Here is a 13,070-nt window from a genome sequence, read left to right on the forward strand (position 1 = left end):
AATTTTTACCCCTTTTATAATGAAGACGATTCAAAAAAACATTTATTCCCAAATAATTTAAATAATGAAATATTTCTATGTGTTAAACGTTAACTAACCAGTATGATAAATTTAATAGAGTAACCCACTATGAATATTAAAAACACACGCGTTAAACACATAATAACCGCTTCGCTTTGTATATTTAGCGCAACGAGTTCAGCCAACATAGTAAGAGTCGATCAGGTGCTTGGGCAGCTAAACCCAATAGAGCAGCGTATTGAGCAAACTATAGAGCGAGCACAGCGCCTGCCGCTTCCTGTGCCTGTTCCACAAATATCGATTGATGAACTAAAAGCGCAAATTAGTGAGCCAATTAGCAGCTTACCCAATGTGCTTAACATTAATATAAATAGCCAAAACACCGCATTTGTTGAAGTAGAGCTTGAAAACGGCTTTAGAGCAATAGAGCGCCAATGGTTATTAATGGCAAATAGCCAACAACTTAATACCCTAAAGCAGCAAAATGTAACCATTGTATCGGTAAAAAATTACAACGCACTTAACATGAGCTTAGTGCGCTTTAATGTACCCCAAGGTGTTAACTCTAAAAGTGAGTTATTAAAAGCACTTAACTTAGATGAGTCTGCAATACTTGACCGAAACCACATTTACCAAGCGCAAACAGGCGAGCCTGCCTTAAAAGTAACACCAAATAAGCCTGTTGCTCCTTACCGCACACAAAGCGTAAAAATTGGCATGATCGACAGCGCAATTGATACCAAACACAACGCTTTTAAAGGCGCAAATATCACCACGCAAAGCTTTTTACCTAAAGGGTTAAGCTCGCCAAATTTACACGGCACCGCCATAGCGGGGTTAATTACAGGTAAAGGAGTAATGCTCAGCCCGCTTTTAAGCAGTGCAGAGCTATACAGTGCCGAGGTGTTTTATAGGCAATCTGAATATGCACAAGGGGCTACATTATTTGCCATAGTAGAGGCACTTAACTGGCTAGTTAGTAATAAAATCCCCGTAATAAATATGAGCCTAACAGGGCCAAATAACGCAATTTTAGAAGCAAGTATTACTGCAGCAATAAAACAAAACGTATTAATTGTAGCTGCTGCGGGTAACCAAGGGCCGGCGTCGCAGCCGTTATACCCAGGCGCGTATAAAAGCGTGATAGCGGTAAGTGCTATTGATTCAAAAAACCACATTTATAGATGGTCAAATAAAGGCGATTACATAGACTTTGCAGCCCTTGGTGTAAATGTTGTTACAAGCCAAGGCAATGGAAAATTTGGGAGGGAGTCGGGTACGTCAATGGCGGCGCCGCATGTAAGCGCGGCATTAAGTTGTTTATTGTTAAAGCATGGGAATAATAAAACCAAAGCACTTAACGAGCTTACATCGCTGGTCGTCGATTTAGGCGAGCAAGGCAAAGACACCACCTTTGGTTATGGCGCCATTTACCCACCTAAAAGTGCACTTTAACTGACGCCGATAAAACCGATTGCGTATAGGTATTACTACTAAGCTTTGATTGATAATCGCCATATTCAGCCTCGGCTATGAGTGTTACGTGCTCAAACACAGCTAGGTTATAAAACGCATTAACTACATTTCGGTGCTCATCTCGCGACGGTATTTGCTCAAAAAAATCATCCGTTGTTTGCTCATCGTAATCTTTATTTTGATAACGCCAGCCAGCCCCTACTTTGTTAGCCACATTAAAGGCCGTAAATTTGTGCGTAACTTTAGTAGTAAAGCCGTAGCCGTTAAAGTCGTATTGGTTGTCGTCGGCGTTTTCTTTATCAGCACTTAGCGTTGCCATTAGCATGGTTTGGCCATTATTTATAAAATGATAAAGCGCTACATCGGCACCTACACCATCGGCATTACGTGCTTTTGCAGTAGCAAAACGTTTAGCTTTGGTTTTTATGCTCATACGCAAATACGTATGTGGGTTTAAAAAGTGGCCATAGTAAGCACTAGCTTGATTAAAATGTAAAAATGTTTCGCCATCTACATTTGCTTTTGCGCCATCGTAACGAACCCCTAGCTCATGGCTATTAAAGCTGTAGCTGCCATCTAAACCATATTGATGAAGGTCTAAATCGTATTGATCAAATTCATCGTAGTCTTGTTGTTCAAACCGATAGCTTGAGGTTAATTTGGCGCCTTTGGTTAATTGCCATTTTGCATTAACACCGGCTGCGGTTTTTATGCCACTGTCGCTTTGTGACGAAATATCGTCAAGCTCCTGAACAGAGAGCGCCGAGTTACTTAATACCCCAACTTCTGCATCTGCATTTAGCTCAAAGCTACTTTTAAAGGGTTTATTTTGCTCAGGTGTTTTAACGTGGTTGGTTTGTGCAAGCACCGCTTGGGCACTAAAAACACACAATGTGGCGGTTATAACTGCTTTCATATTTATTCTCCAACAGGCCGAATAGGTTTCCCTATTCGGCATTTGTACAAACACGCGGCGTATTAAAGGCCTAGGTCTAAGTCGTTAGTAATGTTGGTAACTACTTCACTTGCGGTGCTAAGTGCTACATCGTTACTAATTTGATCAGTAACCGCTGCACTCACCTGCCCGCTAACACTTTGTTGTACCGTGCTTTGTAAACTGCTAACCGTACTATCTTGCACACTGGCAATTAAAGATTGCTGAACACTGCTTACTACTTCATTACTGGTATTAATTGCATCACCTACCTGCAGTGTAGAACTCACTGAGTTTGCAGCCGTATTAGTAATTGCTAATTGGTTTGTAAGCTCACCCGCATTAAGCGCACTCGCTGCATCAGCTTGTGTTACTGAATCGGTTGCGCTACTCACATTTGAAAGTAAAGAGGCATCTGTTGGTGTATCAGTAGTGTCAGGCTGAGTGCCTTGCTCAGAGGTAACAGAAAGTAATGACGATTGACTCACAGCGGTTGTTAAATTACCCGCCGATGAGGTTAACTGCGTTGTTGCATCGAGCGCTGTATTGGCTGTGGTAATGCCTGTGGTATTTAAAGACGAGGCCGATGCGTTCAATGAGTTATTTAAAGATGAACTGGCAGATGCAACTAATGAATTTGCAGGCTCTGCGGCCTCACTGCTTTCTTGCGCTGAAGTTTGCGTGTTATTCGCCGTTGAATCTGTGTTTTGCGAGTCATCAGCCGTTACTTGTGTATCGTTAGATACGTTTGACTCGTTGCTACCACTGGCTGTTAAACCATTTTGTGAAAGCGCAATAGATGTAGATGTTTGTTGCTGCGCCGACGTTGACTGAGATATTTCAATATCAGCGGCATGCACTGCACCTGTAAAAGTACACACACCGCTTAACATCATTACGCTTACAATTTTATTTAATTTAGTCATTGTTTTGTCCTCTAGTTTGTCGGATTGACATAAAGAAGACGATTTACAAAAACACTTTATTCCAAAATAAATTAAAAAAATTACAATAAAATCACTTATTAACTAAATTTCAAATACTTAAAGGTAAGCCAATACCCTACGGCGTTAGCTTTCACTATTTTGTATCAGCAATAACAGCTCCGCAGTGGCGGTTGCGTCGGCCAATGCGCGGTGATGGCTAGTTAAATTTAAATTAAAATGCGCGCTAAGGTTACCAAGCGAATACGACTTTAAGCCTTTAAACGCTTTGCGCGATTCAACCACGGTGCACATTTTTGGCATTTTAAAAAAATGCCCTGCAACCTCGCATTCTTTTTTAATAAAACCGTAATCAAAATTAACGTTATGGGCTACAAAAATACTGCCTGAGAGTTTATCTAATAGCGGCTTGGCTATATCGGCAAATACAGGCGCGTTGTAAACCATACTGTCGCTAATACCGGTTAATGACGTAATAAAGCCAGGTATATGGCGCTGCGGATTAATAAGTGTAGTCCAAGTATCAATTACTTTACCGTGCTGTACTTTAACTATGCCAATTTCGGTAATTCGGTTGCCGCCTTTTAAGCCGCCCGTGGTTTCTATGTCAACTACGCTGTAAACACGGTTTGGATCTACAAACCACTTAACTGCGGCAATATGTACCGTAAAGCCCACATTTTTTAAATTATCTATGGTGGTTAATTGGTTGCGCCTAAGCTTATCGCCCGGGGCTTTTACCTCTTCAAAATGTACTTGGCCATTATTAATTACCATTAAGTCGGGGTAGCCATCTTTTAGCTGTAAATAATGTTTACTCATGGCTGTTAAGTGCGCAATTAACGCCTTAATAGGGCTGTTTAAAATGAGCGCTTCTAGTGGCTCTAATAAATTGCTACGCCATCTAAACAAGCCGTTAGGTTGCTCAAAGTATTGCGCTGCATTTTTGCATACCAAATTAAGTAATGCTTGCGACGTTTGGCACTGAGCTAAGCGCTCATTTATTTGTGTTTGCTGCGCTTCATAAAAATTACCAAGCCTTAATACTTGTGGATAAATATCAAATTCATTGCATGGCGGATAAGGCGAATCCACAAATAACTCATGCCAAAATACTAAACCAAACAAACTTTGCCAAAGCGTGTTTTCGGTATTAAATACAGCCATACCTTGGCGAGTATAATAATCGTTTACGCCCTGCTCTACTTCACCTCGGTAAAGTTCATCTATTTCTAGCACGCATTGGGTGTCGGCAAGCATGGCACTTAAACGCGAACGTGTTTTTTTATTAAACTTACGCATTAAAAAGTCGTCAGCAAAATACAGTAAATCATCAGTAAGTGGATTTTCGATAATGGCTTCTAATCGTGCTTTTACCCACTCTTTATTGCCAAGCCTGTATTGCTCTCTTATTTGAATTTCTTGTGCTTCGCTATCATCCACGCACCCTTCAAGTAAGCTAAAAGCAAGTTCGCTATCAACACCTTTTAATTGCCGATAAAGCCTTACTAATAATTTGTTTTTTAATACAACGGCTATTGCACCATGTGCAGCTTGCACTAAAACCTGCGACGCTAAAGCAACATAGTCGCTCTCATCTGTTATATTTTTAAATGCTAACCGGTAACGGTTTAGTAAATAGTTTGATTGCGCTTCGTCAAGTGTTTCAAAGCGTGACAAGCTCTCGCTATGTCCTTCGCGCGTAGCGGTTAAGCCTAAGTCTCGCATTACAAAACGATTTTGATGATTTACATCGCCACTGCTTAGTTTGCCTGCAAATAAAAACTCAAAATATTCGTAGTAGTCACTGCGGTTATTAATTACATACTGGTTATAAAGTGGCGCAAGCTCTTGTGGGCATGCCTTAAAAAACTCACGCGCAATATCCACCAGCGCGCCTTTAGCGGCGCTCTTTTTAAAGCTTATTTGCTCACTGTAATTACTTAGCAACTCAACCAAAGAAGGCTTAGTTAAGTGCGCTAAAAGCTTCTGGTAATGCTGCTCGTTTGGCTCAAATAAAATACCGGCTTTTTTTAGCGTATAAATAGCCTGATGCGGCGATGTTATTTCTTCATAATTAAGCGATTGCGCCTGCACCAAATAAGGCTTTCGCGAGTACACACGCGCCAACATGCACTGGCTTTGCTCATCTAGCTGATTTATTTTACTAATAAATTCGCTGTGTTTAGGCTCAAGTAAATGCATACATTTACTAGTTACAAACTCAATAAGCTCTCTAAAATGTGCTAAATAGTATTTTGCTGGTAATTCTTTTTTCATAATATTGCCATAACTGTATATAAAAACAGTATCTAGCATTTGTGCTTATTATTCAATCTTAAACTTGTAACTAAAACACGCTATAGTGATCGTATAAAAGCAAATTCATTAAAAATAAAGGACTTACCATGAGCGCGCACCCGTACGATGTTTTATCACTCAATAACGGCGCAAATATTATTTTTACGCCTTGCCCAGGTACAAAAACACAAAACCTAGCTGACTCAATCACCACATTAAAAGCCGCTGACACTAACATGCTACTATCACTTATGCCTCAAAAGGAGCTTGAAAAAAACAACGTAAAATCAATTAATAGTGAGTGCAAAAAGCATGGAATAACGTGGTTTCATTTACCTATAAATGACGACGAAGCACCTAAACAGCCTTTTACATCAAGCTGGAACACGCATAAAACCGAAATACTACAAGCCATATTACAAAAGCAAACCATTGCCATACATTGTAAAGGCGGCACTGGCCGCACAGGGCTGGTCGCTGCGCTTATCTTAAATTCGGCAGGTTACACAAAAGAAGAGGTATACAACCTAGTACAAGGCATCCGTCCTAAAGCGCTTACTATAGAATTGCAAAAAGAGTACTTTGAGAGCTTTGAGGTGTAAGTCAGGAATTGGGGAGGGTTTAAAACTCTAAATAGTGCTAAAAATACTTTAATGCTAGTAATTATTTAGCATTGATAAGCGAACAACTTGTTCGTTGTATTATTTTCCAAGCCTTTTATTTAAAATACCATGTAAAGTATCATTGCCGGCAATAACGGATTTACAAGTTGCTTCAATACTTGAGATTACGAGATTAAGCTTATTATTTATTAAATCATCTTTATCCAGCTCATCCCAGAAAATACTCTCATATTTTTCCAACTGTGCAATATGATGCTCCCAATGCTCATCATTCCTAAAGTTATCACGTGCCCACAATTTGGATAGCATACGAGCAGAAAATAATATTTCGTCTGTAATTAAGCGTAGGTCATCAAATGGCTTTGATTCATCCTTTCCTATTTGCGACATAAATTTATATCTTGAAGCGTAAATCTTGTTAAAGAGTTCCTGATGTTTATTGAAACGACTATATACAACGGATGCATCTTTTCTTGCTTGAAACTGTGCTTCATTTTCATTTTTACCACGCACAATGTCCTTTGTTTCAATAGAGTTACTTACGGGGTGCCTTATTTGTTTTATGACATCTATAGCTTCATAAAATAAAGCTAAGCTATCCTCTGCTAGTTCTATTTCTCTTTTACCTTTATGTTCTCTACGCCATGAGTCGATTCCATAAATAGCAACCCAAATACCAATAAGTAATGATATTTCCTTAATACCTGATAAATACTCCATCATTCACCTATACAGTTAACGAGGCTGTAGAATAACTCCAACAGCCAAATTCAATTAAAAAACGAGCTTTTATAATTTACTCTAAGCGCTTTTAAAGCATTAGGTAATTTATTTTTAGCACATAACGCTTACCGTAAACGGCCCAAAATAGCAGGCTGAAATTTGCGACAAAGGAGCATAAGCCTGCTGTTTGTGTCCACGGTTTAAAGGCTTTGTTATATTCACTTTCTTGAAGGTATGCCACCGAGGTAATTTTCAAGGCAACCATTGATTTTCACAAGTTGAGCAAGTAAATCATCGTTTGTTTCAACCCTAGAATTGATCCAATCGTAGAACTCCATAACCTCATCAGGTGTGTTACCAACAATTGAAGTAAATTTGCCGTAGCCAGTTTTTAGATCTAGCGGCTGATTAGTATTTTTATCAAATACATGAGCCGCATACTTGCTACGAAACTCATATACTTTTTTCGTTTCTATTTCAGCCTTAAACTTCCAACTACTTTTTACGATTTCCTCTGAACAACAAAGTTTTAGTTCATCAGCATAACCATTGAGGGCTTCACACAACCTCGATAGAGAGACTATTGCCCACATATGACACATGCGAACCTGACCCAGATGATACTTATTTTTAAATGGCTCATAATCGGGATTTGAAACGCACTCTCGGTAAAACTTAGATGACGTACCTATATCAACTATCAGGTCAGATAACACCCAGCTAAAATTCTCAATTCTTTCGCTTAGCTCCATATTACCTCCGTGAACATAACAACTTAGTTTACGACATTTGTCGTTTTATAAACCTACGAATGTCCCTATTTTATAATACATTTACTTTAACCACCAAATAACCACCTGTAAACAAATACTAAACCTCATATCAGTTTATGCAGTTGCCAAAACATACCCTAATGGGTGAGAACCGTAATATTAGTCAAACAGGCACTGACCAAACAGTACATATTATTTATTAAAATTCAGTCTGTGTTATTTAAAAAGGCGGTTACCTAATTTTAAAGCCTTTAAACTAAAACCTTTAAACGGCTTAATTTATACTCGCCAAACCCTTTATACCCGCACAAGCATATTCAACCATAACGCTTTACGATATTATGCTCTTTTATATTTAATTTAACTTTCAGGGCATATAATGACAACGCACACACCGCCTTCCAACACAGCTGAAAACACCTCTCTTTTTTACGTAATATTTATATCGGCCGTGGCTGCTATTGGTGGCTTTTTATTTGGTTTTGATTCGGGCGTTATTAACGGCACGGTGTCGGCGCTCGGTAATGCATTTAATTCAAGCAGTGTGGCTACGGGGTTTAACGTAGCGTCTGTGTTACTTGGCTGCGCCTTAGGTGCGCTTGCTGCGGGGCCGCTGGCTGATAAGTTTGGTCGCCGTGCAATTATGATCATCACCGCGATTATTTTTGCCATTAGTGCATTTGGTTCGGGCATTAGCGAAAGCTCTGCGGAGTTTATTTTTTACCGTTTATTTGGTGGTTTAGGTATTGGTGCTGCATCGGTATTAGCGCCGGCTTATATTGCAGAGGTTGCGCCACCAGCACTACGTGGTCGTTTAGCTACACTTCAACAACTCGCTATTGTACTGGGTTTATTTGCGGCGTTTTTAAGTAACTATTTAATTGCTGATGCAGCTGGTAGTGCGCAAAATATTTTAATGCTTGATACAGCCGCTTGGCGCTGGATGTTTTGGGCTGAGCTTGTGCCTGCAGTGTTGTTTTTAGTCGGTGTATTGTTTATTCCTGAGTCGCCTCGTTATTTAGTGGCACAAGGTAAAGTAGCCGATGCCAAAGCGGTATTTAGTAAAATATCGAACGACAATGTTGATGCGCAAATAAGCGATGTTAAACGCTCTTTGCATAGCGATAAAAAGCCAAGTATTCGTGATTTATTTATTGATGGCAGTAAAAAAGTACACCCAATTGTTTGGGTGGGTGTGGCACTGAGTGTATTTCAGCAATTTGTGGGTATTAATGTGGTGTTTTATTACGGCTCTGAGCTTTGGCAAGCCGCTGGGTTTGATGAGTCGCAATCGTTATTTATAAATGTATTAGCGGGCACCACTAATATTGTATCGACCTTTATTGCCATTGCCCTAGTTGACAAAGTTGGCCGTAAACCACTGCTGCTTGTAGGCAGTATTGGTATGTTTATTAGCTTAAGCGCGCTTACTTATATATTTGGCAGCGCAGGCCTTGATGAAGCAGGCAAACTTGCCCTTAGCGATAACATGGGTACGTTTGCACTTATTATGGCTAACTTATTTGTGGTATTTTTTGGCTTAAGTTGGGGCCCAATTGTATGGGTATTATTAGGCGAAATGTTTAATAACCGCATTCGTGGTGCTGCCCTTGCTGTTGCAGCAAGCGCACAATGGATTGCTAACTTTGCAATTACTATGACCTTCCCTATTATGCTAGCTAACATTGGCCTTGCCGGTGCTTATGGCTTTTATGCGTTATCGGCACTTATAAGCATATTCTTTGTTGTTAAATACATTAAAGAAACACGCGGTAAAACGCTTGAATCTATGTAATTTTTAAAAGCGGTGCTATTAATCGTAATCGCCGCTTTGCATTTACCTACAGTAGTGCTATTTAAGAATGATTGTTTAGATGAGCTAAACAATCATTCTTAAATATATTTTAAACTGCTATTGATACGCAAACGCTGCTTTACCAGCAAACTTTAATACCAAAGTGTATAGCTACCGATTGCATACTTAAATATCATTATAGCTCAATACGTTAGCGAACATTTTAACTTAAGCTAAGGCTGAATAGCAATCTACGCTCATTTATTTAAACTTTATAACCATTGCCGTATTACCTTTTATTATAACTAATCTATTTAAATTCCTTTTTAGAATATCAAAAATTAGCTATTGTCCGCCCATTCCAACTTTATGTATTTACTAAAATGAAAAAACAGTTAATTTCAGGCTTAGCTTTAACGTGTGCGTTAGGTTCGTTCAGTACATTTGCTACTAATGGTTATTTTACCCACGGCTATGGCATGACCCACAAAGGCATGGCTGGCGCAGGTGTAGCGCTATCAGAAGAGTTAATGTCTGGCGCTAATAATCCAGCAACTTTTTTACCTAATGGAACAGAGCTATCTCTGGGCTTAGAGCTTTTTTCACCTGAACGAAAATATACTGCATCAAAAGTAGATACTTTTTACCCTGGCGCATTTTATCTTGAAGCAAAAACACAAAAAAGCGACAACACCGTATTTGCAATTCCAGAGTTTGCTATTGGCCATCAATTAAATGAAAAAGTAAATATTGGCTTATTAGTGTATGGCAACGGCGGTATGAATACCGAATACGGCGCAGAATCCTCTCCTGAGGGGACTTTTTACGCTGGTACGGCAGGCGTTGATTTAAAACAACTCTTTATTAGCCCAACAGTAAGCTATAAGTTGAATGAACAAACACGCCTTGGTGTATCCCCTATTTACGTGGTGCAACAGTTTGAAGCACAAGGGCTTGGAAGCTTTGCTCCTTTTTCGCAATCGCCAGAAGCGCTTACAAATAATGGCACCGATACAAGTACAGGCCTAGGTATTCAACTGGGTATTAGCCAAGATATAAATTCGTCATTAAGCTGGGGTGCAAGTTACCGCTCTTCAGTGTCTATGCAAGAGTTTGATAGCTATAAAGGTTTGTTTGCAGAGCAAGGCGGATTTGATCTGCCAAGTTCGTTTCAACTTGGTGCTGCCTATGAGCTTACCCCAAGTAATCAAGTTGTATTTGATTGGCAAAAAATAAATTACAGCAAAGTAAAAAGTATTGCAAATCCAGTTAATAACTTGATGTCAGCGCCTTTAGGGGCTGATGCAGGAGCTGGGTTCGGCTGGAACGATATGACTATTTATAAGCTTGGCTATCAATGGCAGCGTACATCGCAACAAAAAATTCGTTTTGGGGTGTCTTACACCGAGCAACCGATTCCTTCTTCTCAAGTTATATTAAATATTTTAGCGCCGGGTGTTCAAGAGTGGCATTTTACTACTGGCTTTAGCCATTCTTTTACCAACAAGGTACAATTAAACGCTATGGCTTTTTATTCGCCAGCAAAAAAAGTAACGGGTGCTAACTACTTAGCGCCTAATCAACAATTATCAATCGAAATGAAACAAACCGGTTTAGGCGTTTCTATTGTTTGGGAAATTTAAAAATGATAACAGAATTCACCCCAGTATCGGCTGCAATAGGCGGTGCATTAATAGGCATAGCGTGTACGTTATTACTGGTTTTATACGGAAAAATTGCGGGCATATCAGGCATTGTTAAGTCTGTATTTGCTAAAGCAAATTCAGACTCTCGTTGGCAATTATACTTTATTTTAGGGTTATTGTTGGCAGGTGTAGCGGTAAGAGTATTTGCCCCTTCTTTATTAGAAGGCGAATTACAGTTACCATCTTGGCTTATTATTGTTGCAGGGCTTTTAGTTGGCGCGGGTACAACTTTAGCTAACGGGTGTACAAGTGGCCATGGCGTGTGCGGCATGTCGCGTTTTTCTGCTCGCTCTTGGGTTGCAACATGTACATTTATGCTTGTTGCCTTCATTACAGCAAACCTTGTAGGATAAATAATGAAAGCAATTATGATGGTTGTTATAGGCTTTATATTTGGCTTAGGGCTTATTATTAGCGGGATGACAAACCCTGCTAAAGTGATTAACTTTCTTACCTATGGAAACCAATGGGATGGAAGCTTAATTATAGTGATGGCTGTTGCCATGCTAATAATGATGCTTACATGGTTATGGGTTGCAAAAAAAGAGAAACCACTTATTTCAGGAACATTTAATTTAAGTAATTTAAAAAATATTGATGCACGCTTAATTATCGGCTCAGTATTTTTTGGTTTAGGCTGGGGTTTAAGTGGCATTTGCCCAGGCCCTGGCTTGGTTCAATTGGTATCTCTTAAAATGGAATTTTTGTTGTTTTTTGCAGCCGTCTTAGGCGGTATGTGGTTAGCCAAAAAAGTATAATATTTGCTGCCGACCAAAACTCGGCAGCTACTTTTCCAAACAAAGGTACATAACTTGCTGCAATATATATAAAACTATATTGAACAGGTTTAAGTTATGCTAAATAAAGCGCTGGAATTTTCCAACAGCACCCCCTGGTTAAGCGCGATTTCATCTCTCTTACTTATAGCTATACTACTGTTTTTAATTCGCTTTTTTGTAATGTACTGGCTAAAAAAATGGACTTCAAAAACCAAGTTTATATTCGATACTTTACTAATAGAGTCAATATCTAAACCGCTAACACTGTGCACAATTATTGTGCTACTCACCATTTTAGAGCACGACACCTTCATTATTAGTACTTCTATTTCTCAACAAATTCCTTTTAATAGCATTAATATTGTACTAGCTCTACTGGCACTTATTATGTTTTTAGACCGCTTTATTATTGGCACTATTAATTACTATGGTAAACAATCTGCCGTTGTTTTTAATTCAAAAAGCATAATTAAAGGCGTGATACGCGTTACATTATCATCCGTAGGAATACTAGTATTAATGGGCACGTTAGGTATTTCTATTACACCCATTATTGCCTCGTTAGGCATTACATCACTGGCTGTTGCCCTTGCTTTACAACCTACCCTCGAAAACTTTTTTTCTGGCGTGCAGCTAGTGATAGATAAACCCATAAGAGTGGGCGATTTTATTGAGCTTGAATCAAAAGAACAAGGCTTTGTAGATCACATAGGCTGGCGCTCTACATGGGTTAAAATGCTACCTAATAATATGATTATTATACCTAATAGCCAATTATCTAAATCGCGTATTATTAATTACTTTTACCCTGAAAAAGAGCTATAAAAAAGAAGGTATTGTAATCCCCTTCCCTATTACGGCTATTAACCTAAGGGATCCCCAAAAATAATTATTAAATTTCAATCACATCACTCACATCCATATTTTTCCAATCGAGTTGCACTACCACCTGTACGAAATAGGCTAGCCCTTCCAAGTAATCTCGCCGCCGCAGC

General features: G+C 39.2%; 12 protein-coding genes. 7 read left to right on the top strand and 5 right to left on the bottom strand.

Annotation, left to right across the window (positions count from 1 at the left end):
• Nucleotides 1–129: 129 nt before the first annotated feature.
• Nucleotides 130–1,476 (top strand): S8 family serine peptidase, encoded by a 1,347-nt coding sequence (locus tag QL998_RS03080; protein ID WP_290192135.1) that lies wholly within the window; start codon nucleotides 130–132, stop codon nucleotides 1,474–1,476.
• Here QL998_RS03080 and QL998_RS03085 read toward each other — a convergent pair.
• The 3 genes from QL998_RS03085 to QL998_RS03095 all read right to left on the bottom strand — a co-directional run bounded on the left by QL998_RS03085 (nucleotide 1,460) and on the right by QL998_RS03095 (nucleotide 5,694).
• Entirely contained in the window at nucleotides 1,460–2,413 is a 954-nt protein-coding gene (locus tag QL998_RS03085; protein ID WP_182749247.1) for a surface lipoprotein assembly modifier, read from the bottom strand. The two genes, QL998_RS03080 and QL998_RS03085, sit on opposite strands and share 17 nt — an antisense overlap.
• A 62-nt stretch (nucleotides 2,414–2,475) precedes the next feature.
• Nucleotides 2,476–3,357, bottom strand: a complete 882-nt coding sequence (locus QL998_RS03090) for a hypothetical protein (RefSeq protein WP_290192136.1) — start codon at nucleotides 3,355–3,357, stop codon at nucleotides 2,476–2,478.
• Nucleotides 3,358–3,501: 144 nt separating this feature from the next.
• Nucleotides 3,502–5,694: an exonuclease domain-containing protein gene (locus QL998_RS03095; protein WP_290192137.1), complete on the bottom strand. Its 2,193-nt coding sequence runs from the start codon at nucleotides 5,692–5,694 to the stop codon at nucleotides 3,502–3,504.
• An 89-nt stretch (nucleotides 5,695–5,783) separates the two neighbouring features.
• Between QL998_RS03095 and QL998_RS03100 the strand changes: the two genes are divergently transcribed.
• The gene (locus QL998_RS03100) at nucleotides 5,784–6,278 is read left to right on the top strand and encodes a dual specificity protein phosphatase family protein (protein ID WP_290192138.1); all 495 of its coding nucleotides are present in this window, start codon (nucleotides 5,784–5,786) and stop codon (nucleotides 6,276–6,278) included.
• A gap of 99 nt (nucleotides 6,279–6,377) precedes the next feature.
• Here QL998_RS03100 and QL998_RS03105 read toward each other — a convergent pair whose 3' ends face one another.
• Entirely contained in the window at nucleotides 6,378–7,019 is a 642-nt protein-coding gene (locus QL998_RS03105; RefSeq protein WP_290192139.1) for a hypothetical protein, read from the bottom strand.
• 221 nt (nucleotides 7,020–7,240) lie between these two features.
• The gene (locus QL998_RS03110) at nucleotides 7,241–7,774 is read right to left on the bottom strand and encodes a hypothetical protein (RefSeq protein ID WP_290192140.1); all 534 of its coding nucleotides are present in this window, start codon (nucleotides 7,772–7,774) and stop codon (nucleotides 7,241–7,243) included.
• A gap of 400 nt (nucleotides 7,775–8,174) precedes the next feature.
• Here QL998_RS03110 and QL998_RS03115 point away from each other — a divergent pair, with 400 nt between their 5' ends.
• The 5 genes from QL998_RS03115 (at nucleotide 8,175) to QL998_RS03135 (ending at nucleotide 12,900) form a co-directional block, all read left to right on the top strand.
• On the top strand, nucleotides 8,175–9,590 hold the full coding sequence (locus tag QL998_RS03115; RefSeq protein WP_290192141.1) for a sugar porter family MFS transporter: 1,416 nt from the start codon (nucleotides 8,175–8,177) through the stop codon (nucleotides 9,588–9,590).
• Between the two features lie 383 nt (nucleotides 9,591–9,973).
• The gene (locus QL998_RS03120) at nucleotides 9,974–11,233 is read left to right on the top strand and encodes an outer membrane protein transport protein (RefSeq protein ID WP_290192142.1); all 1,260 of its coding nucleotides are present in this window, start codon (nucleotides 9,974–9,976) and stop codon (nucleotides 11,231–11,233) included.
• 2 nt (nucleotides 11,234–11,235) lie between these two features.
• Nucleotides 11,236–11,649, top strand: a complete 414-nt coding sequence (locus QL998_RS03125) for a YeeE/YedE thiosulfate transporter family protein (RefSeq protein ID WP_290192143.1) — start codon at nucleotides 11,236–11,238, stop codon at nucleotides 11,647–11,649.
• A gap of 3 nt (nucleotides 11,650–11,652) precedes the next feature.
• Nucleotides 11,653–12,054, top strand: a complete 402-nt coding sequence (locus QL998_RS03130; protein ID WP_165721623.1) for a DUF6691 family protein — start codon at nucleotides 11,653–11,655, stop codon at nucleotides 12,052–12,054.
• A 201-nt stretch (nucleotides 12,055–12,255) separates the two neighbouring features.
• Nucleotides 12,256–12,900, top strand: coding sequence for a mechanosensitive ion channel domain-containing protein (locus QL998_RS03135; protein ID WP_290192144.1), 645 nt, complete (start codon nucleotides 12,256–12,258; stop codon nucleotides 12,898–12,900).
• The last annotated feature ends 170 nt before the right edge of the window (nucleotides 12,901–13,070 follow it).

Source organism: Pseudoalteromonas sp. APC 3691 (genome assembly GCF_030408135.1).
Classification (GTDB): Bacteria; Pseudomonadota; Gammaproteobacteria; order Enterobacterales; family Alteromonadaceae; genus Pseudoalteromonas.